This is a genomic window from Hyphomicrobium sp., from assembly GCF_047600905.1.
Taxonomy (GTDB): Bacteria; Pseudomonadota; Alphaproteobacteria; order Rhizobiales; family Hyphomicrobiaceae; genus Hyphomicrobium_B.
Genome location: NZ_JASGKD010000001.1, coordinates 1,051,631 through 1,072,534, shown reverse-complemented (window position 1 = coordinate 1,072,534; position 20,904 = coordinate 1,051,631). Strand labels below are relative to the sequence as shown.

Sequence of the window (20,904 nt, the reverse complement as noted above, 5' to 3'; positions counted from 1 at the left end):
GTGATCCTGCGCCGAATCGGAGCAATGGGTGTCGTTAACGCATGCCGTCCAAACGGAGTATCATTCCCGCAATTTCCCGCCTCGCCGGGCTGGGCGCGCTGACAGCGGTTGTCTGTTTTGCGTCGTCGGTCACCGCATTCGCGCAAGGTGGAACCGTCGCCGTCACAGGTGACGGGACATCTTCGGCCGCCACCACCAAACCCGTCATCGGCGATACCATCCCCGACGACGGCGCGACCGGGAAGGGCAAGAACCAGCGGCGCAAGAAGTCGCTCGCAACCAAGTCATCGGCCGCGGCGGCCTCGGGACCTGATATCGCCGGCGCGCCGACCGCCGAACAGCGCTCCATCGTCGCCCTCGTCAACGACGAGCCGATCACCGGCTATGAAGTCGATCAGCGCGCGATGATGCTCAGCGGCACGAATGTCCAGACGCAGGCCAAAGCCAATTTCGAAGCCATCGTCAAAAACCCGAAAACCTCGGAGCGCCTGAAGCAGATCCTGCAGCAGACGGCGCAGGAGAACCAAGGCAAATCTCGCGACGAGATCATCGCCATCTTCGAACGCCGCAAGAAAGACTTCGGCATGAGCCTGCAGCGTCAGGCCTTCGAAAGCGCGCGCGCCGCTACTCTTCCTGCTATGAAGAAACAGGCCCTCGAGGAATTGATCGATGACCGGCTCAAGACCCAGGAAGCGAAACGCCAAAGCGTGACGATCGAAGATTCCCAGGTCGACGTCATCGTCAAGAGCATCGCCGAACGCAACAAGATGACGATCGAACAGTTCCAGAAGCAGATCGGCGGAAGCTTGGATCCGATCAAGAACCGCATCCGTGCGACGCTGTCCTGGAACGAAGTGGTCCGCAAGAAATTCGCGCCCCTGATCAACGTCTCGAACAGGGATGTCGATAAGCTCGTCGCAACGTCCTCGATCACCGGCAGCGACGACGTCGAATTGCAGCTGCAGCGCGTTCGCATCACGCTGCCTGCCAAGGCTGAACAGGAGCACGCGGTTGCGGCGCGCATCCAGGATGCCGACAAGATCCGGCAGAAATTCACCGGCTGCCAATCGACCGCCGATGCAGCGATGGGCGTCAGCGGCGCGCATTTCGAAAACATCGGCAAGCAGCGCCCGTCAGCCATCCCTGAGCCGACACGTTCGCTGCTTCTCAACGCCGCCGACGGCGAGATGCTTCCTCCCACCGTGAACGACGGCGCCGTCGAGTTGTGGGTGGTCTGCGGCCGCGATGCCGTCAAGGCATCGGAAGTTCAGCGCAATCAAGCCGAAGGCGAACTCAAGCAGAAAGAATTCGAGCTGATGGCGAAGCGCTATCTCAAGGATCTGCGCGAAGACGCCCACATCGAGTACCGCACCAATGTCGGCTCCAAATAAGGAGCCGAGCGCCGCCCTCGCTCTGACCATGGGCGATCCCGCAGGCATTGGCCCCGAACTCGCTCTTCGCGTCTGGCAGGACCGCAAAAGAGACCTGATCCCGGCCTTTGCGCTCTACGCCGATATCGACCTTATCCGCGGGCTTGCCCGCGCTGCGGGTTTCGACGCGGAGACCGTCATCCAGCCGGTGGCCAACGCCACCGCAGCCGCATCTATTTTCGAAAGCGCACTGCCCGTCGTTCCCGTCGCCCTGGCAAAGCCCGCCGTCGCCGGCAAGCCCGACGTCGCCAACGGCGCCGCGACCATTCTCTCGATCTCCGAAGCGGTCGGCGAAGTTGCCGCCGGTCATGCGTCCGCCGTCGTCACCAACCCAATCGCGAAATCGGTTCTCTACGATGCCGGATTCAAGCATCCCGGGCACACCGAATATCTCGGCGCACTGGCTCAGAAATTCTGGCCGTCCGCTGCGGCTGAACCAGTGATGATGATCGCCGCGCCGATGCTGCGCGTCGTTCCGGTCACGATCCATGTGCCGCTGAAGGATGTTCCCGCGCTGCTGACTACCGACAAGATCGTCAAATGCGCGCGCATCGTCGACGCCGCTTTGAAACGCGATTTCGGTATTGCGGCGCCGCGTCTTGCGTTCGCCGGTCTCAATCCCCATGCCGGCGAGGACGGAGCCTTGGGTTCGGAAGATCGCTCCGTCATCGAGCCCGCCATCAGGCAGCTACGCGCCGAAGGCATCGATGCATCCGGTCCCTTCGCGGCCGACACCATGTTCCACGACGCCGCGCGAAAAACCTACGACGCGGCGATCGCGATGTATCACGACCAGGCGCTGATCCCGATCAAGACGCTCGCATTCGACGACGGCGTCAATGTCACCCTCGGTCTCCCGTTCGTTCGCACCTCGCCCGACCATGGCACCGCTTTTTCCATCGCCGGCAAAGGCATCGCGTCTGCGTCGAGCCTCAAATCCGCTTTGCATCTTGCCGCCTCGATGAGCGCACGCCGGCGCGCTTCGGCACCGACATGAGCGGAAAGGATCGTGCCGACGGACTTCCGCCGCTTCGCGACGTCATCGAGCGCTATGGACTGAACGCCAAGAAATCGCTCGGCCAGAATTTTCTGCTCGACCTCAATCTGACGCGAAAAATTGCAGGCCTCGCCGGCGATCTGAGCGATCGAACGGTTGTAGAGATCGGACCGGGTCCCGGCGGACTGACACGAGCCCTGCTGATGCAAGGGGCCAAGCGCGTGATCGCCGTCGAACGCGATGATCGCTGCCTCCCGGCGCTTGCCGATATCTCCACGGCCTATCCCGGACGACTTGAAGTCCACGCCGCCGACGCGCTCGACGTCGATTGGCGCGCCCTTCTCGGCGACGCGCCGTCCGCCACCATCGTCGCGAACCTCCCCTACGGCGTTGCGTCGCTGCTGCTCGTCAATTGGCTCGAAACCGACCCCTGGCCACCATGGTACGACCGCATGGTGCTGATGTTCCAGCGCGAGGTCGCCGAGCGCATCGTCGCGCAACCGAAATCGAAGGCATACGGTCGGCTTTCGATCCTCGCACAGTGGCGCACCGACCCGAAAATCGTGATGAACCTGCCGCCCGAAGCCTTCACGCCGCCACCGAAGGTGTCATCGGCCATCGTCGATTTCAGGCCCATCGCACAACCGCAGCCGCCGTGCCGGGTCAAGACGCTGGCTCGCGTCACCGCCGCCGCTTTTGGCCAGCGCCGCAAGATGCTGCGCTCGAGCCTGAAGCAGCTGACGCCTTTTCCCGAGCTTCTGCTGAAGCGCGCCGACATCGCACCCGAGCGACGCGCTGAAGATCTGTCGGTTACGGACTTCGCTCGCCTGGCGCTCGTGCTCGACGAAAGCGACGCTGCCTAGAGCGCCGACTGCAGCTTGCGGACGAAATCCGAAAGCCCGAGCAAGCGCGCCCGCTTCAATCGCTCCGCGGTCAAAATAGCAAGCGCGGAAGCGACGCTTGTTTCGACATCCGTGTTGACGATCACATAATCGTACTCGGGCCAGTGGCTGATCTCGGACGATGCCGCCGCCATCCGCTTCGCCACGATCTCAGGCGGATCCTGCGCCCGCGTCTTCAACCTGTCTTCCAGCACATCCCCCGACGGCGGCAGGACGAAAACACGGACGACGTCGCCCGGCATTTTCTGCGATAGCTGCTGTGCGCCTTGCCAATCGATATCGAACAGCACGTCCTTGCCGCTGCTGATCGCGGCTTCGACCGGCGCGCGTGGAGTTCCGTAGAAATTGTCGAACACCTTCGCCCATTCGAGCAATTCGTCGCCGTCTCTCATCTGCTCGAACCGGGTGCGGTCGACGAAATGATAATCGACGCTCTGTTGTTCGCCCGGCCTCGGCGCCCGCGTCGTCACCGACACCGACATTGTAATGTTCGGGTCCGCTGCCAGCACACGGCGGGCGAGTGTCGTCTTGCCGGCGCCCGAAGGCGACGAGACGATGTAAAGCAGCCCTCGGCGCGCGATGGCGGGCCCAGCGCCGTGCTTGTGTTGCTCGTCCGCGTTCTTGCTCATGTTATTCGACGTTTTGCACTTGTTCGCGGAATTGGTCGATGACCGTTTTGAGCTGCAGCCCGAGCCGGGAAATGTCGACGGCATTGGCCTTCGAGCACAGCGTGTTCGCCTCGCGATTGAATTCCTGCGCCAGGAAATCGAGCTTGCGACCGACGGCGCCCGGCTCGGCAAGGATGTCGCGCGCACCGGAAACATGCGCGGAAAGCCTTTGCAGCTCCTCCTCCACGTCGGCGCGCGTCGCGAGCAGCATAGCCTCCTGATGCAGTCTCTCGGTATCGAGCGGAGCAGTTGTATCAAAAAGCCGCGCGATCGCATCTTTCATACGGGCAACGATGGCTTCGGGCGAACGCGATGGCGATGCTTTCACCTCGCCCGCCAGCCGCTCGATCTCGGAGAGCTGATCGCCGATGATGTCGTGCAGCCGGTTGCCTTCGGCCCGGCGCGCCTCGCCGAGTTTGTCGAGCGCGGTTTCGAGGCTCTTCAGGATCGTCTTTTCCCTCGAGGCCCGCGCCTCGCTCGTTTCGGCCATCTGATCGGAGGTTTCCAGAACGCCCTTGATCATCAGGATCTGCGCCGCATCGGGTTTTGCCGCGCCGGACAATTCGATCACGCGATCGGCAGCCTTGAGCACGTCGGCCAGCACCGCCTCGTTCAAACGGACGCAACCGCTTCCCTGCTGTTTCTCCAGATTGAGCGAGATCGAAACGTTGCCGCGCGTCAGCCGTTTGCTCACCGCCTCCCGCGCCGCAACCTCAAGGGCCTCGTAGCCGGTCGGCAGGCGCAGCCGGACATCGAGGCCGCGGCCGTTGACGCTGCGCGCTTCCCAAATCCACGCCAGACCGTCGGCAGCGCCGTCGACACGCGCAAATCCCGTCATACTGGAAATGGTCATTTGGAGAGGTCTCGCCGGCAGGGTCTGTTATGCGGCGCGCAACTTAACGGCTTGGCTGGCATCCGCCAACTACATCGTATGGGGGCCTCGGCCGAGACCCTATTGATGCTTGGGTTTTCTGACCGGCAACGGCATCGCGGACGCGTCCGCCGAAGAATCCGACGGCGAGGAAGCGTCACCATCTCCGTCGCTTGCCCCCGCCGACGGGGTGGTTGCCTTCGCGGATTTCTGTGCCTTTCCAGCCGGAGCCTTCGCGGTCTTTGTCGTCGGAATTGGCGCCGCGTTGTCGTCCTGGTCGTCGCTCGCGTCTTTTGCTTTCTGCTTCTCGACCTGCCGCCACTTCTGGACGGCGTTGTTGTGTTCTTTCAGCGTCTCGGAGAACGTGTGGCCGCCGGTTCCGTCGGCGACGAAGTAGAGATCGCCGGTTTTGGCCGGGTGCAGCGCCGCAAGGATCGCCGACTTGCCGGGATTGCAGATCGGTCCCGGCGGCAGGCCGTTGATCTGATACGTGTTGTATGGCGACTTGGATTCGATGTCGGCCTTCGTGATGCCGCGGCCCAGCGCGCCCTGACCGCCGACGATGCCGTAAATGATCGTCGGATCGGACTGCAGCCGCATCCCCTTCCGCAGCCGGTTATAAAAAACAGCGGCCACGCGATCACGTTCGTCGGGACGGCCCGTTTCCTTCTCGACGATCGAGGCGAACGTTATGAGTTCTTCCATCGATCGCACCGGGATGTCGGGATCGCGTTGCTCCCACAGCGTCGCCACCGTCTTTTCCATATCGTCGCGCATCCGATCGACGATCTCGTTTCGCGAGGCGCCTTTCGAGAAATAATAGGTATCAGGCAACAGCGTGCCCTCAGGCGGCACACTCGTCACCTCGCCGCTCAGATTGGCTTCTGCCTTGAGCCGCTCGACGATCTGCTCGCTCGTCAGACCCTCAGGAAGCGTCGCCTTGTAGAGGATCGATTTGCCTTCCGAGAGCGTGTCGATCACGTCGTGCATCGACGCATGCTCTTTGATTTCGTACTCGCCCGCTCTGAGTTCGCCGGTCTTCCGGCCGCCGAGGAAGCCTTGCAGAAGATAGCCGCCCACGAACGTCCAGCGGTTGGTGATGACGCCTTCGCGCTCAAGGCGTTCGGCAATAGCGATCCGTCCTTCACCCTTGGGAATGACGATCGTGCGCGTTGCGGTCAGGGGTCCGGGATTTTCGAACTGATGAAAAATGAGGAATGCGGTCCCGCCGATCAGCACCATGGCGACGAGCGAAATGGTCAGGACACCGCTGATGACGCGCACGAAACCGGCGATGGCACGCGACGGCTCACGGGCCTGGACGCCGCGCGGACGGCTTGGCGCGCGACCCGGCTCCAGTCGTTCAGCGGGACTTCGTGCCCCGGCCGTTCGAGACGTTCTCGTTGCGTCCGAACGCTTCCTGTTTTGACTCATGATACCGCGAGCACCGTCATTGAAGGAGCGCTGCGCACGAGGTCTCATGCCTCAAAAAGCGGCGCTCCATCCCCCACCCGCGCTGGACGCTCACTGTAAAATGTGGCGAAATCGCGTATCGCGCCGCCGTTTTACGCGACCCTTCGCAGAACCAGCGAGGCATTCGTCCCGCCGAAGCCGAACGAATTGGAAAGCGCGATATTGATGTCACGCTTTTGGGCTTTGTGCGGCACAAGGTCGATCGCCGTCTCGACCGACGGATTATCGAGATTGAGGGTCGGCGGCACGATGTTGTCGCGAATGGCGAGCACCGAGAAAATCGCTTCGATAGCGCCCGCTGCCCCGAGAAGATGCCCCGTCGCCGACTTGGTCGACGACATGGCGAGCTTGCCGCTGCTGTTGCCGAACAGGCGCTCGACGGCCTTCAGCTCAATCTCATCGCCCATCGGCGTCGAGGTGCCGTGTGCGTTGATGTAGTCGATCTCGCTCGGCGCCATTCCGGCCCGCGCCAGCGCCGCCTTCATGCAACGATAAGCGCCGTCGCCGTCCTCGGCCGGAGCCGTGATGTGATAGGCGTCGGCCGACATGCCGTAGCCGACGATCTCGGCGTAGATCTTCGCGCCGCGAGCCTTCGCGTGCTCGTAGCTTTCGAGCACGACGACACCCGCGCCCTCGCCCATCACGAAACCATCGCGATCCTTGTCGTAAGGCCGCGACGCTTTCGTCGGCTGATCGTTGAAACCGGTTGAAAGCGCGCGGCAGGCGGCAAAGCCCGCAAGCGCGATCCGGCAGATCGGGCTCTCCGTTCCGCCAGCCACCATCACGTCGGCATCCTCGAGCGCGATGATGCGCGCCGCGTCGCCGATCGCATGCGTACCGGTGGCACACGCCGTGACGACGGCGTTGTTCGGGCCTTTGAGCTGATGCTTGATCGAAACATAGCCGCCCGCGAGATTGATGAGACGGCCCGGAATGAAGAACGGCGAAACCCGCCGCGGTCCCTTTTCCTTCAGCAGGATCGACGTATCGGCAATGCCGGAAAGACCACCGATGCCTGAACCGATCAGAACGCCGGCGCGCTCCTGCGCCTCGATCGTATCGAGCTTTATGCCGGAATCTGAAATCGCCTGATCGGCAGCCGCAACGGCGTAGATGATGAAATCATCGACTTTGCGCTGCTCCTTGGGCTCCATCCAATCATCGGGATTGAACTTGCCCTCCGACGCCGCGCCGCGCGGAACGAAATTCGCGATCTGACAGGTGATGTCGGAAACTTCGAATTCCTCGACGCGCCTGGCGCCACTCTGCCCCGCGAGCAGATTGGCCCATGCCGCTTCAAGCGCTGAACCGACCGGCGTGACGAGACCCATTCCTGTAATGACGACACGGCGCATCGCTGTTTCTTGTTCGCTGTTGGATGTTCGAGATCGGCACTAGGCATGTGAAGGGGGCCGGTTGGTGACCCAGCCCCCATTAAATCCCGCCCGGAAAGCGCAAATGCGCCGGGCACAATTCCGGAAGGACGAGGGCCGCTTAAGCAGCGCTGGCGTTCTTCTCGAGGAATTTCACCGCATCCCCGACCGTCAGGATGTGTTCGGCGGCATCGTCCGGAATTTCGCAGCCGAATTCCTCTTCGAACGCCATCACGAGCTCAACGGTATCCAAGCTATCAGCGCCAAGGTCGTCGATGAAGCTTGCATTGTCGGTGACCTTGTCGGCCTCGACCCCAAGATGCTCTACGACAATTTTCTTCACGCGCTCTGCGACATCGCTCATCGTCAATCCTCGTGTCTTTCTAATTCTTGGCGGCCTTGATGGCCCGCCTGTTGGTCCTGCAGAACCCGCTCCAATCCGCATGACAGGTGATCAACTTACGAGAAGTGCAGCCTGTTGGGATAGGGGTTCGCCCAGTTTCAAGAAGTCTTTTTTCCTTAGCCGCCCTAGCGTAAGTCTTCCGCTCGGGCACCGTCCCCACATCGCGCGTCCCCGAGTTTTCCCCAGCTTCGCACTGTCCCGATAACGTGATTTTCACGCCTCAAAACCGTGGTGTCGTTAACACACTTCACCCGCAATGCAAAGTACGCGGTGACGCAGCCGGCGACGCCCGGATCTATGATGAGAAAGACGGCAATAAATCAAGCATTCTCGCCATTTACCATCATTGCAGAAGTCTATCACACCATCGCCATGCCGCCGTTGATGTGCAGCGTCTGGCCGGTGATGTACCCACCTTCGTTGGAGGCGAGATAAAGGCAGCCCGCCGCCACATCGAGCGGATCGCCGAAGCGCTGGGCCGGGATCATCTGCGCAATTTCGCCCTTCTGCTTGTCCGTCAGCACATCCGTCATGTTCGTTTTGATGAAGCCCGGGGCGATGCAGTTGGCGGTGATGCCGCGCGAAGCAACCTCGCGCGCAAGCGATTTGGTCATGCCGATCATACCGGCTTTCGACGCTGCGTAATTGCCCTGGCCGGGATTGCCGAAAACACCCGAAACCGAGGCGATATTGATGATCCGGCCATAGCCCGTCTTCGAGCGCATCATGTGGCGCGAGGCAGCGCGGCAGAGCATGAAGGTCGACGTCAGGTTGACGGCGATCACGTCGTCCCACTGATCGTCCTTCATCACCATGAACAGGTTGTCCTTGGTGAGCCCGGCATTGTTGACGAGAATATCGAGGCGGCCGCCCAAGGCTTTCACCGCTTCGTCGATCAGTTTGCCGACAGCCGTCCGATCCGCGAGATCGCAGGGCAGAACATGCACGCGATCGCCGAGCTCCTTCGCCAGCGCTTCAAGTGCCTCGACCTTGCGGCCCGAGATTGCGACGTTAGCGCCCGCCTTGTGGAACACGCGCGCGATCTCGGCTCCAAGTCCACCCGTCGCGCCCGTGACGAGCGCGGTTTTGCCGGTCAGGTCAAACATTCAAGTCTCCTTATGAAGAAAGGGCGGCAAGCGCCGCATCGATATCGGAGGGAGCGCCGAGGCTCACCGCATTGGCAGTGGAAGCCGTTCGCTTGACGAGACCGGCGAGCACCTTGCCGGCACCGATCTCGTAGAAATCCGTCACGCCATTGGCCGCCATCGTCGCGACGCACTCGCGCCAGCGCACGGTTCCCGTCACCTGCTCGACGAGCCGCTTTTTGATTGCATCGGGATCGGAAATCGGCTGCGCCAGAACGTTCGCGATGACAGGTACGACCGGCGTGTTCACGGTGACGTTCGCCAGCGCTTCCGCCATCGCATCGGCTGCAGGCTGCATCAGGCTGCAGTGGAAGGGTGCGGACACCGGCAACGGCACCGCGCGGCGTACGCCATATTTTTTTCCGATCTCGGCAACGCGGTCGATCGCGACCTTGTGCCCTGAAAGAACGACCTGCGTCGGCTCGTTGTCGTTTGCGACCTGGCAGACGTCGCCTTGCGCGGCTTCGGCTGCGACCTTCTCCGCGACGTCCACGCCGACGCCAAGCAACGCTGCCATCGCACCGACGCCGACCGGCACGGCTTTCTGCATGGCCCGCCCGCGCAGTCTCAGAAGTCGCGCGGCATCGGCCAGCGAGAACGCTCCTGCGGCCGCGAGAGCCGAATATTCGCCGAGCGAGTGACCAGCGACGAACTTCACTTTATCGCCAAGCGAAATGCCCTTCTCTTTCTCGAGCACGCGCATCACCGCCATCGAGACGGCCATCAGTGCCGGCTGGGCGTTCTCGGTCAGCGTCAGCGTCTCTTTGGGCCCTTCCCAGATCAGCGCCGAGAGCTTCTCGCCCAGCGCATCATCGACTTCTTCGAAGACGGCGCGGGCGGCGGGAAAAGCATCGGCGAGCGCCTTGCCCATACCGACGTCCTGGCTGCCTTGGCCCGGGAAAACGAAAGCGCGTGCCATCGTGGAGGGGATCACCTTGTGTTGGACTTAAAGGAAGTATCGTAATCCGATACTTTTGGCGGCCTTAGTCCACGGCTGCCCTCGCGCTGTCAAGATACGCGCGGCATAGCCAACCGCCGCGTGGGCAGCCCGCAGTTCGTCACGACCACCGCCTCAGGCGGGAACAGGCTCGCGCAAAAGATCTCTGAGATCCAATGCCTTGGTAACCATCGCGAGCTTGCCATCGGCATCGCGCGGCCATTCGGCCTCGGGCTTGTCCCAATAAAGCTCGACACCGTTACCGTCCGGATCATCGAGATAGAGCGCTTCGCTGACGCCATGGTCGCTGGCGCCCGTAAGCCTGATTCCGGCGGCCATCAGTCGGCGCAGCGCGTCCGCCAATGCGGCCCGCGTCGGATAGAGGATCGCGACATGGTAAAGCCCGGTCGTCCCCGGCGCCGGACGATTGCCCCCGCGGCTCTCCCACGTGTTGAGCCCGATGTGATGATGATAGCCGCCAGCAGAGATGAATGCCGCTTGGCTGCCGTAGCGCTGAGTCACCTCGAAGCCCAGCACGCCGCAATAAAATTCGAGTGCCCGTTCGATATCGGCCACCTTCAGATGAACGTGCCCGATACTGACGCCGGGATCGATCGCCTTAGACCCCTTCACCGCCGCCTCGCGCCCATCGTCCATCGCACCGCCTCGAATTGTTTGTTGCACGACGGATCAGATAAGCGGCAGTAAACCCCACAACAAGCGTCCCCGCACCAGAGCACCCAGGCGAACCGCTAGGAACCGGCAATGGCAAAACGGCGCCGACCCTTATTCTATCGGGTGGCGCCGGTAATCTGCCCGTTCATGACGTTTCGGCGACCAGTCCAGCGACGACAGGTGGTCGAGCCGAGTAGCGCCAGAATTATACGATATTATTCGACCGGCTCGACTTCGCAAAGCTCGCCATCGATGAGGTCGAAAAGCACATCGGTGCCTGCTTCTTCGGCTTCCGCCAGCGCTTCGACCAGGCTGTCGTCGATCGGCGCGACCTTGAGCGCTGCCGTATCGGCCGAGCCGTTCTCGATCATGTTCTCTTCGCCTTCGCTGCGCGCCGTCGCCTCGTCGTCGGCGACCGCCCAGATCGTTTCCTCGGTATAAGCGGCAAACTTCATGTCGTCAGATCTCCCTCGACGCGCCGGTCCATTCCCGGCCCGGCTCCGTTAGGGCATGATTCCCTTGTCTCCGACGTGGCACCGGCAGGGTTGTCGACCGGAATTTCGCCACGCACCCGGCCGCCGGGTGGCTTGCCCTCGCCCGAAATTCCTGTATAAGGCGCCCTTTCCGTTCGGCAGGAGGCTGAACGGGGGCTCGGGCTGCATTGGCTTCTGGCCAATTCTTCATTTTCCGAGAGGCACTTAACCGGTGCCGTCCCCCAGTGTCTTCTCCTATCTGGTACCAGATCGGCCTTTCTCGGGCCTTTTGGGGCTTTGCGCCGGCGGGAAGCAAAAGCGTCGAAAGACGTCACAACTCGAACCGAAAGGCCAATTCGTATGCCGCTTTACGAGCATACCTTCCTGGCGCGCCAGGACGTGACCCAGGCCCAAGTCGAAGCTCTGATGAAGGAATTCCAGGGCGTCGTCGAAGAAGGCCAGGGCAAAATCACCAAGCAGGAATACTGGGGTCTGAAAAACCTCGCCTTCAAGATCAAGAAGAACCGCAAGGCGCACTATGCGTTCTTCAACATCGATTCCGCGCCCGCTGCCGTCACCGAGATGGAGCGCCGCATGGGCATCAATCCCGACATCATTCGCTTCATGACGGTCCGGGTTGAAGAACTCGAAACCGAGCCGAGCGTTCAGATGCGCAAGCAGGACCGCGATGAGCGCGGCGATCGTGGCGATCGCGGCTTCGGCGGTCCGGGCCGTGGCGGCCCGCCCCGTGGTGATCGCGGTGGCTTCGGCGGCCGCGAAGGCGGCTCGACGTTCCGTTCCCGCCCCCCGCGTGACGGCGATTCACGTCCGCCGCGCGATGGTGACCGCGGTCCCCGTCCGCCGCGCGACGGCGACGCTCCGCGCCCGCCTCGTCGTGATTCCAATCCTGGTTCGGAGGGCTGACAATGGCTGAGATCGCCACCAGTGGCGGCGGCGCACGCCGTCCTTTCCAGCGCCGTCGCAAGACCTGCCCGTTCTCGGGCGCGGGCGCACCGAAGATCGACTACAAGGATGTTCGCACCCTTGGTCGCTATATTTCCGAGCGCGGCAAGATCGTGCCGAGCCGCATCACGGCCGTTTCGGCGAAAAAGCAGCGTGAGCTGGCCCGCGCCATCAAGCGTGCCCGCTTCCTCGGCCTGCTGCCGTACGTGATCAAGTGATCCGCTTTCCTTCTCCCTCGGGAGGAGGTGGCCGAAAGCCGGATGAGGGGGAGTTCAACACCCCCTCACCCGATCTCTCTCCCCGATGGGAAAGAGATTGAAATCAAATCCGTTGGGTCAGGACGGGCGACCGGATCTGGCTCTAACCGCCCAAAGCGCGGGACAGCAAAGACTATGCCGACCAAAGTTTTCCTCCTCGCCCTCGCCGCGGGTCTTATTTCGGCAGTCGTCTTTGCTTCGGCGACGACGGGAGCCTTGCTGCTCCGCATCGTCCTGTTCCTGCTGACGCCGCTCTCGCTTTATCTCACCGGGCTCGGCCTCGGCCCGATCGCCGCCGCGATTGCCGCCATCGCCGCGACCGCCGGTGTCCTGCTCATCGCCAATCCGCTTGCGGCCGAAGTCTACGCCATCAGCACGGCGCTTCCCGCCGTCATCTGCACGCGGCTGGCGCTGTTGAGCCGCGAAACCGATGGCGAACGCGAATGGTATCCGATCGGCCGGATCACGGTGGCCGCCGCCATCTTCGCCGGTGTGTTCGCAGTCATGTCGCTGATCCTGATGGGCGGCAACATCGAAACGCTGACGAAGCTGTTGCGCACGGTCGTCGAGGGCTTCGTCAAGACCGAGCTGACGCAAATTCCAGGCGCGCCGGAAATCGGTCCAGCCGAAATCGACGAGATCACGCGCTCGAACTCTTTATTCGCTCCCCTGGGCGCTGGGCATCCTCGCCATGGGAACAATCCTTCTCAATCTTTGGCTCGCCGGCCGCATCACGCTCGCCTCGGGACGCTTGCAGCGTCCGTGGCCCGACCTCGCGACGTTCGCGCTGCCGCCGGGCGCGACCTTCACCCTTCTGATCGCGATTGGTCTGACGTTTGTCGGCGGCGTCGCCGGCTTGTTCGCGGCCGGTTTTGCGGCGCCCTTCACGCTTGCTTTCGCGCTTGTCGGCCTTGCGCTCGTGCATTCGCTGACGCGCGGCTCGCAGTGGCGAACATTCATTCTGAGCGCGCTCTACATCGGCGTTCTCTTCGTTCCCTACCTTGGCCTGCTGCTCGCCATCACGGGCCTCGCCGAAACCGTCTTTCGCTACCGCGCGGCTGGCAAGCCGCCGGAAGCGCCGAACTGAGAAGCTGCAAAATCCCTTTCAAACTAGGAGCTAACAATGCAAGTCATACTTCTTCAACGCATCGGCCGCCTCGGCCAGATGGGCGACATCGTCAACGTCAAGGACGGTTACGCCCGCAACTACCTTCTGCCGCAGAAGAAGGCGCTGCGCGCCACCGACGACAACAAGAAGGTGTTCGAAGGCCGCCGCGCCCAGCTCGAAGCCGACAACCTCGCCCACAAGACCGAGGCTGAAGCAGTTTCTGCAAAGCTCAACGGCAAATCGTTCGTCATCATTCGCGCCGCCGGCGACACCGGTCAGCTCTATGGCTCGGTCTCGACCCGCGACATCGCCGAGGTCATCACCGAAGGCGGCTTTACCGTCGATCGCAATCAGATCGTTCTCGACAAGCCGATCAAGACCCTCGGCGTGACGCCGGCCAAGGTCCAGTTGCACCCGGAAGTCGCCTCGACCATCTCGCTCAACATCGCGCGCTCGCAAGACGAAGCCGATAAGCAGGCACGCGGCGAAAACGTCGCCGTTGTCAAGGACGAGGCACTGGAACTCGAGACGTTCAACCCCGACGCCGTGTTCGAGGAAGGCGCCGCCGCTTCTTCCGGCGAAGAAGGCGAATCGGCCTGAGGCCACCGCTAAAGCCAGCAAACTTGGCCGTGGCGCAATTCCCACGGCCAAGCACTTCCGCTGCCTCGCGTCGGGCCCGTGTTGATAGCGGGGAAGCTTCGCAGGTTGCATGACCACAACCCACTGCCGCGGCCCGGAATCGGTTAGCGTCCGGGCCATGGCAGATCCCGCAGTCCTCCCCACCGAGAAACTCAAACAGGTTGTCTCGGCCAATGAGCCGCTGACCTTCCGTCAGCCGCCGCATAATCTCGAAGCCGAGCAGGCGCTTCTCGGCGCGATCCTCGTCAACAACGAGGCGCTCGATCGCGTTTCCGGCTTCTTGTCGCCCGATCATTTCTTCGATCCGCTGCACGCGCGTATCTACGAGACGCTCGGCACGCTCATTCACGCCGGCAAGACGGCGACGCCGATCACGGTCAAGACGTTCTTCGAAAATGCCGAGCCGATCGACGCCAACCTCACCGTGCCGCAGTATCTCGGCCGGCTCGCGGCCAACGCCACGACCATCATCAACGCCGCCGAATACGGCCGCACGATCTATGATCTCGCCACACGACGCTCGCTGATCATCATCGGCGAGGACATGGTCAACACGGCCTACGACAGCGCCGTCGATCATGCGCCGCGCGCTCAGATTGAAGAAGCCGAAGGCCGCCTCTACTCGCTTGCCGAGCTGAACAAGTACGGCAAAGGCTTCGAGACATTCAAACAAGCGCTGACAACCGCCATCGATATGGCCAACAGTGCCTTCCAGCGCTCGGGTCATCTTTCTGGCGCTTCCACCGGTCTGGCGGATCTCGATAACAAGCTCGGCGGCCTGCAGCGTTCCGACCTGATCATTCTGGCAGGTCGCCCGTCGATGGGCAAAACAGCGCTGGCGACGAACATCGCCTACAATGTCGCGAAAGCATATCGGCCCGAGAAACAATCGGACGGTACGGTACACGCGGCCGATGGCGGCATTGTCGGCTTCTTCTCTCTCGAAATGTCGTCCGAACAGCTGGCGACACGTATTCTGGCCGAGCAGGCAGAAGTTTCGTCGGAAAAAATCCGGCGCGGCATGATCGACGAGAACGAATTCCGCAAGCTGCAGGCGGTCGCGACCGAGATGTCGCGCATTCCGCTTTTCATCGATCAAACCGGCGGCATCACCATCGCCCAGCTTTCCGCCCGCGCCCGCAAACTGAAGCGTCAGCACGGCCTTGATCTTCTTGTCGTCGACTACTTGCAGCTGCTTGCCGGCTCGAAGGCCCGCAGCGACAATCGCGTCCAGGAAATCACCGAGATCACGACGGGTCTCAAGGCGCTCGCCAAGGAACTGGCCGTTCCCATCATCGCTTTGTCGCAGCTCTCCCGTCAGGTTGAAACCCGCGAGGATAAGCGCCCGCAGCTCTCGGACCTGCGTGAATCAGGCTCCATCGAGCAGGACGCCGACGTCGTCATGTTCGTCTTCCGCGAGGAATATTACGTCGAACGCACGAAGCCCGTCGAAGGAACGCCCGAATTCGCCGATTGGATGGCCAAGATGAGCCAGGTCTCCGGCAAGGCCGAGGTCATCATCGGCAAGCAGCGTCACGGCCCCGTCGGCACGGTCGAGCTGTCCTTCGAAGGACAATTCACGCGCTTTGGCAATCTGGCCCGGGACTATATGCTGCCCGAACGCTGAAGGGGCACGGGTGGGAACATGACATGACGGTCAATGCGCGCATGCCCGAAAGCCTAGCGAGCGCGACTGGAACGATCACGGTCGATCTCGGACGCATCGCCGCGAACTGGAGAGCGCTTGCCGACAAGGTCGCCCCAGCGCGCTGTGCCGCCGTCGTCAAGGCCGATGCTTACGGTCTGGGCGCCGAACGCGTCATCGCCACGCTCGCCCGCGCCGGCTGCACCACATTCTTCATCGCGACGCCCGACGAAGCCGAGATGGCTCGCAGGATCGCACCCGATGCCGAAATTTTTGCACTCGACGGATTGGTTGGAAATTCGGCAGCACCGTTCGCACATCTCGGCATCAAGCCCGTCCTGTCGACGCTCGATGATGTCATCGCTTGGTCGGCGCTCTGCCGTGCACGCGGCGAGAAGCTTGCCGCCGCGATGCACATCGATACCGGCCTGCATCGTCTCGGCCTTCCATTGCGCGACGTACGCCGCCTTGCGGCCGAACCCTCGATGATGGCCGGCTTCGAACTCGATCTGGTCATGAGCCATCTCGCTTCCGCCGATAATCCGCGCGATCCGAAGAACCGCGATCAATTGCTGACGTTCGAAACGCTCTCCGCGCTTTTTCCGGGTGTGCCGCGCAGCCTCGCTGCATCCGACGGCTTGATGCTCGGGCCGTCCTATCATTTCGATCTCGTCCGCCCCGGATATGCACTCTATGGCGGACAGGCGTCGCAGATCGCACCGGCACCAGTGAAACCTGCCGTGGCAGTCGCCGCCCGCATTCTCGCCGTCGCTGACGTCGCTCCAGGTGAAACGGTCGGCTATTCCGCGACCTGGCGCGCCAAGCGTCCGAGCCGCATCGCGACGATCGCGGCGGGCTATGCGGATGGCTTGCCGCGCAACGCCAGCGCTTCCGATGGACGCGCCGGCGGACATGTCCTGATCAGCGGCCATCTCGTCCCGATCGTCGGCCGTGTTTCGATGGATCTCGTCACCGTCGATGTCACCGATCTGCCGGAAGGCGCGGCGATGCCCGGCGAATTTGCAAAACTCGTCGCCGAAGACTTGACGATCGAAGACGCGGGATTTGCCGCAGCCACCATCGGCTACGAAATTCTGACGCGCCTCGGCCGCCGCTTCACGCGCCTCTACCTCGACGACGAGGTGCGGTGATGGAGCCGCACGCATCCATTGTCATCCCGGGCGAGCCCTCTTGCGAGACCCGAGACCCAGTTTTCTCCACCCGAGGTGTTGCACTGGGTCCCGGCGCTCCGCTGCGCATCGGCCGGGATGACAGCAGAGGCCATTACTGACCATGGCCAAGCCCTCGCGCTCCCTCTATGTCTGCCAGAACTGCGGTGCGACCTCCTCGCGCTGGGCGGGCCGATGCACCGCCTGCGGCGAGTGGAATACGCTGGTCGAAGAAACCGACGCCGGGCCGCCGCCCGGTGCGGGCGTGACGCGCCAAAGCAAGGGCCGCATCATCAAGCTCGAGACGTTGAAAGGCGAAGCCGAGGAAGCTCCGCGCTTCTCCAGCGGCATTGCCGAACTCGATCGCGTCACCGGCGGCGGCATCGTGCCGGGCTCCGCCATTCTGATCGGCGGCGAGCCGGGCATCGGCAAATCGACGCTCCTTCTGCAGGTCGCCGCCCACGTCGCGCGCAAGAACGGCCGCGCGCTCTATTTCTCCGGCGAGGAAGCCGTCGCCCAAGTCCGCCTTCGCGCTGCCCGCCTCGGGCTCGCCGACGCTCAGGTCGGGCTGGCGTCCGAAACCAACCTGTCGAACATCATGGCGACGCTCGGTGACGGTAAGGCGCCCGACCTCGTCATCATCGATTCCATTCAAACGCTGTGGGCCGACAATCTCGACGCCGCGCCCGGCACCGTCAGCCAGGTGCGCGCAGCCGCGCTCTCGCTCATCCGCTACGCCAAGATGGCGGGCGCTGCGCTGCTGCTCGTCGGGCACGTCACCAAGGACGGCCAGATCGCCGGCCCGAAAGTCATCGAGCACATGGTCGACACCGTGTTGTATTTCGAAGGCGATCGCGGCCTGCCCTATCGCATTCTCCGGGCCGTCAAGAACCGCTTCGGACCATCCGACGAAATCGGCGTGTTCGAGATGGTCAGCGGCGGCCTTCAGGAAGTCACTAATCCGTCCGAACTTTTCCTCGGCGATCGCGAAAGCCGCAGCCCCGGCTCGGCGATCTTCGCGGGCGTCGAAGGCACGCGCCCGCTGCTCGTCGAGATCCAGGCGCTGGTCGCGCCCTCCGGCCTTGGCACACCCCGGCGCGCCGTCGTCGGCTGGGACTCGAACCGCCTCGCCATGCTGCTCGCCGTGCTCGACGCGCGCTGCGGCGTCTCGTTCGCAAGCCATGACGTCTATCTGAATGTTGCCGGCGGCCTGAAGATTACGGAGCCCGCCGCCGATCTCGCCGCCGCCGCCGCACTTCTGTCGTCGATGTCCGGCATTGCCTTGCCGCACGACGCCGTCTACTTCGGCGAAGTTTCGTTGTCGGGCGCCGTCAGGGCGGCCGCGATGATGACACCGCGCCTGAAGGAAGCGTCCAAGCTTGGCTTCGGACGCGCCATTCTGCCGGAAAGCGGCGAGGTCGACGTTCAGGGTATGAAGTTGTCACTGTCCCGCATCGCACACCTCAAGTCTCTTGCAGAGGCCATGGCCCCATGCGACTGATTCTACGGCTGAGTCTGCGGTATGGGGCGCACTCGATCAGAGAGGGAATTCGGCCATGGTCGGTCCGTTCACATATTTAGACCTGGCGCTGATCGCCGTCTCGTTCATCTCCGGGCTTCTCGCGATGTACCGGGGATTTGCACGCGAGCTTCTCTCGATCGTGTCATGGATCGCCGCCGCCGGCGTCGGCTATTGGATCTTCGCCACCAAAAAGGACATGACGGCCGACCTCGCGGCCCAGACCGGATTGCCGGCGCAAATTGCGACCGTGGGCGTCGCCGTCGTCGTCGCCCTTATCGTGCTCATCATCGTGCACCTGATCACGGCGCGCATCTCCGATGCGATTTTGGATAGTCAGGTCGGCATGATCGACCGGGTTTTAGGTTTCATATTTGGGGTGTTGCGCGGCTTTCTTCTGTTCGTCATCCCGTACATGGCCTACGAAGCCTTCATCTCTCCTGATAAGGAAAAGCAGCATCCCCTTGTCCGGGATGCATTTTTCAGGCCTTACGTAAAATCGACAGGGGAAGCGATCCGCAACGTCCTCCTCGATGTCATCCCTCAGCCTTCGGCCTCCCCGCCCCCCTCTTCGCCTAACGAACAGCCTGGACAACAAGGCTTTCTTGACCAAAGAAAGGGTCGTTCAGTCGCGCTGGTCATCAGCGGTCAACGGTACTATATGACGCTCGCGTGACGCAGGCGGCGTCATCAGCGACGGCACGTTCGGATTTGGTTACCCGGCGTATCGGGCAGAGCAGGGCGGCTCAATCGCGGGAGGTGCCTTATGGCACAGCAAGGCGGCGCGACGACAATCGACGGCCTCACGTTCACGCGCTACGGAGATGATCGATTACGCGAAGAGTGTGGCGTCTTCGGGATCTTTGATCATCCTGATGCCGCGGCGATCACCGCGCTCGGCCTTCACGCCCTTCAGCATCGCGGCCAGGAAGCCTCCGGCATCGTTTCCTACGACGGCCGCAACTTCCACTCTGAACGGCGCATGGGCCTCGTCGGCGACAACTTTTCAAAACCCGACGTTCTCGCCCGCCTCAAAGGCCGAATGGCCATCGGCCACGATCGCTACTCGACCACCGGCGATCCGCTCATCCGCAACGTCCAGCCCCTCTTCGCAGATATCGACACCGGCGGTTTCGCCGTCGCCCACAACGGCAATCTCACGAACGCATTGACGCTCCGGCGCGAACTGATTTCCTCAGGCGCCATCTGCCAGTCCACCTCCGACACCGAAGTCATCCTCCACCTTCTCTCCCGCTCCAAAAAACGCCGCATCGTTGAGCGCCTGGTTGACGCCATCCGCCAGGTCGAAGGCTCCTATGCTCTCGTTTGCCTGACCAACGACATGATGATCGGCGTCCGCGACCCGATCGGCATCCGTCCCCTCGTCATCGGCCGTCTCGGCAAATCCTACGTTCTCGCCTCCGAAACCTGCGCGCTCGACATGGTCGGCGCCGAATTCCTACGTGAGGTTGATAACGGCGAAGTCGTCGTCATCACCGATGAAGGTCTCGAAAGCCACCGCCCCTTCCCGATGCGCCCGGCGCGTCCGTGCATCTTCGAATACATCTATTTTGCCCGGCCCGATTCAATCGTCGGCGGCCAGACCGTCTATGATATCCGCAAGCGCATGGGCATCGAGCTTGCCCGCGAGTCGGCACCCGCCGCCGACGTCATCGTCCCGATCCCGGACTCCGGCGTTCCCGCCGCAATCGGCTTCAGCCAGCAGAGCGGCATCCCGTTTGAACTCGGCATCATCCGCAACCACTACGTCGGCCGCACCTTCATCGAGCCCGAGCAGCGCATCCGCCAGCTCGGCGTCAAGCTGAAGCACTCCGCGAACTCCGGCGTCATTCGCGGTAACCGCGTCGTGCTGATCGACGACAGCGTCGTTCGCGGCACGACGTCGAAGAAAATCGTCCAGCTCATCCGTGACGCCGGCGCCGCCGAAGTGCACATGCGCATTTCATCGCCGCCAATCACGCACCCGGATTTCTACGGCATCGATACCCCGAGCAAGAAAGACCTGCTCGCAGCCAACATGACGCTTGAAGAAATGCGCGAGTTCATGGAAGCCGACAGCCTCGCCTTCCTGTCGGTCGACGGCATCTATCGCGCGATCGGCCTTGACGGCCGTGACAACAGGGCGCCGCAGTTCACCGACCATTGCTTCACCGGTGACTATCCGACCAACCTGACCGATTACAGCGGCGAAGCCGTTCCAAGACAGCTCTCCCTTCTTGCCGAAGTCGGCTGACGT

General features: G+C 62.6%; 22 protein-coding genes. 12 read left to right on the top strand and 10 right to left on the bottom strand.

Annotated features, from left to right (window positions below; all coding sequences use genetic code 11):
* Positions 1-41: 41 nt before the first annotated feature.
* Genes QM780_RS05330 through rsmA form a run of 3 tightly spaced genes read left to right on the top strand, consistent with a single transcriptional unit; the run spans position 42 to position 3,290 of the window.
* Positions 42-1,391, top strand: coding sequence for a peptidylprolyl isomerase (locus QM780_RS05330; RefSeq protein WP_415069448.1), 1,350 nt, complete (start codon positions 42-44; stop codon positions 1,389-1,391).
* The gene (gene pdxA / locus QM780_RS05325) at positions 1,375-2,427 is read left to right on the top strand and encodes a 4-hydroxythreonine-4-phosphate dehydrogenase PdxA (RefSeq protein ID WP_415069447.1); all 1,053 of its coding nucleotides are present in this window, start codon (positions 1,375-1,377) and stop codon (positions 2,425-2,427) included. Before QM780_RS05330 ends, pdxA begins: the two co-directional genes overlap by 17 nt.
* Positions 2,424-3,290 carry a 16S rRNA (adenine(1518)-N(6)/adenine(1519)-N(6))-dimethyltransferase RsmA gene (gene rsmA / locus QM780_RS05320; RefSeq protein ID WP_415069446.1) on the top strand — a complete coding sequence of 289 codons (867 nt, stop codon included), beginning with the start codon at positions 2,424-2,426 and terminating at the stop codon, positions 3,288-3,290. Before pdxA ends, rsmA begins: the two co-directional genes overlap by 4 nt.
* On the opposite strand, the gene gmk is transcribed toward rsmA, so the two are convergent.
* The 9 genes from gmk to QM780_RS05275 form a co-directional block, all read right to left on the bottom strand.
* Positions 3,287-3,958 (bottom strand): guanylate kinase, encoded by a 672-nt coding sequence (gene gmk, locus QM780_RS05315; protein WP_415069445.1) that lies wholly within the window; start codon positions 3,956-3,958, stop codon positions 3,287-3,289. The two genes, rsmA and gmk, sit on opposite strands and share 4 nt — an antisense overlap.
* 1 nt (position 3,959) lies before the next feature.
* Positions 3,960-4,850 (bottom strand): YicC/YloC family endoribonuclease, encoded by an 891-nt coding sequence (locus tag QM780_RS05310; RefSeq protein ID WP_415069444.1) that lies wholly within the window; start codon positions 4,848-4,850, stop codon positions 3,960-3,962.
* Between the two features lie 99 nt (positions 4,851-4,949).
* A complete protein-coding gene (gene mltG / locus QM780_RS05305; RefSeq protein ID WP_415069443.1) occupies positions 4,950-6,302 on the bottom strand; it encodes an endolytic transglycosylase MltG in 1,353 nt (450 codons plus the stop codon).
* A gap of 131 nt (positions 6,303-6,433) precedes the next feature.
* Complete coding sequence (gene fabF / locus QM780_RS05300) at positions 6,434-7,696, bottom strand: beta-ketoacyl-ACP synthase II (RefSeq protein WP_415069442.1); 1,263 nt, start codon at positions 7,694-7,696, stop codon at positions 6,434-6,436.
* 139 nt (positions 7,697-7,835) lie between these two features.
* A complete protein-coding gene (locus tag QM780_RS05295) occupies positions 7,836-8,078 on the bottom strand; it encodes an acyl carrier protein (protein ID WP_013215676.1) in 243 nt (80 codons plus the stop codon).
* Positions 8,079-8,476: 398 nt separating this feature from the next.
* Positions 8,477-9,223, bottom strand: a complete 747-nt coding sequence (fabG, locus tag QM780_RS05290; RefSeq protein ID WP_415069441.1) for a 3-oxoacyl-[acyl-carrier-protein] reductase — start codon at positions 9,221-9,223, stop codon at positions 8,477-8,479.
* Positions 9,224-9,233: 10 nt separating this feature from the next.
* Positions 9,234-10,181, bottom strand: coding sequence for an ACP S-malonyltransferase (fabD, locus tag QM780_RS05285; protein ID WP_415069440.1), 948 nt, complete (start codon positions 10,179-10,181; stop codon positions 9,234-9,236).
* Between the two features lie 153 nt (positions 10,182-10,334).
* Positions 10,335-10,856: a VOC family protein gene (locus QM780_RS05280; RefSeq protein WP_415069439.1), complete on the bottom strand. Its 522-nt coding sequence runs from the start codon at positions 10,854-10,856 to the stop codon at positions 10,335-10,337.
* 233 nt (positions 10,857-11,089) lie between these two features.
* Positions 11,090-11,329 (bottom strand): hypothetical protein, encoded by a 240-nt coding sequence (locus QM780_RS05275; RefSeq protein WP_415069438.1) that lies wholly within the window; start codon positions 11,327-11,329, stop codon positions 11,090-11,092.
* A 378-nt stretch (positions 11,330-11,707) separates the two neighbouring features.
* Between QM780_RS05275 and rpsF the strand changes: the two genes are divergently transcribed.
* Positions 11,708-12,271: a 30S ribosomal protein S6 gene (gene rpsF / locus QM780_RS05270; RefSeq protein WP_415069437.1), complete on the top strand. Its 564-nt coding sequence runs from the start codon at positions 11,708-11,710 to the stop codon at positions 12,269-12,271.
* Positions 12,272-12,273: 2 nt separating this feature from the next.
* Positions 12,274-12,528 carry a 30S ribosomal protein S18 gene (gene rpsR / locus QM780_RS05265; protein WP_415069436.1) on the top strand — a complete coding sequence of 85 codons (255 nt, stop codon included), beginning with the start codon at positions 12,274-12,276 and terminating at the stop codon, positions 12,526-12,528.
* 401 nt (positions 12,529-12,929) lie between these two features.
* Here the strand turns inward: rpsR and QM780_RS05260 are convergent, their stop codons facing one another.
* Positions 12,930-13,211 carry a hypothetical protein gene (locus QM780_RS05260; protein WP_415069435.1) on the bottom strand — a complete coding sequence of 94 codons (282 nt, stop codon included), beginning with the start codon at positions 13,209-13,211 and terminating at the stop codon, positions 12,930-12,932.
* Between the two features lie 47 nt (positions 13,212-13,258).
* Between QM780_RS05260 and QM780_RS05255 the strand changes: the two genes are divergently transcribed.
* From QM780_RS05255 to purF, 7 genes are all read left to right on the top strand, one after another.
* Complete coding sequence (locus QM780_RS05255) at positions 13,259-13,654, top strand: hypothetical protein (RefSeq protein WP_415069434.1); 396 nt, start codon at positions 13,259-13,261, stop codon at positions 13,652-13,654.
* A gap of 36 nt (positions 13,655-13,690) precedes the next feature.
* Positions 13,691-14,275 (top strand): 50S ribosomal protein L9, encoded by a 585-nt coding sequence (gene rplI / locus QM780_RS05250; protein WP_415069433.1) that lies wholly within the window; start codon positions 13,691-13,693, stop codon positions 14,273-14,275.
* A gap of 157 nt (positions 14,276-14,432) precedes the next feature.
* Positions 14,433-15,941, top strand: coding sequence for a replicative DNA helicase (locus QM780_RS05245; RefSeq protein WP_415069432.1), 1,509 nt, complete (start codon positions 14,433-14,435; stop codon positions 15,939-15,941).
* 23 nt (positions 15,942-15,964) lie between these two features.
* Positions 15,965-17,110 (top strand): alanine racemase, encoded by a 1,146-nt coding sequence (gene alr / locus QM780_RS05240; RefSeq protein ID WP_415069431.1) that lies wholly within the window; start codon positions 15,965-15,967, stop codon positions 17,108-17,110.
* A 142-nt stretch (positions 17,111-17,252) separates the two neighbouring features.
* A complete protein-coding gene (radA, locus tag QM780_RS05235; RefSeq protein WP_415069430.1) occupies positions 17,253-18,629 on the top strand; it encodes a DNA repair protein RadA in 1,377 nt (458 codons plus the stop codon).
* 55 nt (positions 18,630-18,684) lie between these two features.
* Positions 18,685-19,323, top strand: coding sequence for a CvpA family protein (locus QM780_RS05230; RefSeq protein ID WP_415069429.1), 639 nt, complete (start codon positions 18,685-18,687; stop codon positions 19,321-19,323).
* Between the two features lie 90 nt (positions 19,324-19,413).
* Positions 19,414-20,901 (top strand): amidophosphoribosyltransferase, encoded by a 1,488-nt coding sequence (gene purF, locus QM780_RS05225; RefSeq protein ID WP_415069428.1) that lies wholly within the window; start codon positions 19,414-19,416, stop codon positions 20,899-20,901.
* The last annotated feature ends 3 nt before the right edge of the window (positions 20,902-20,904 follow it).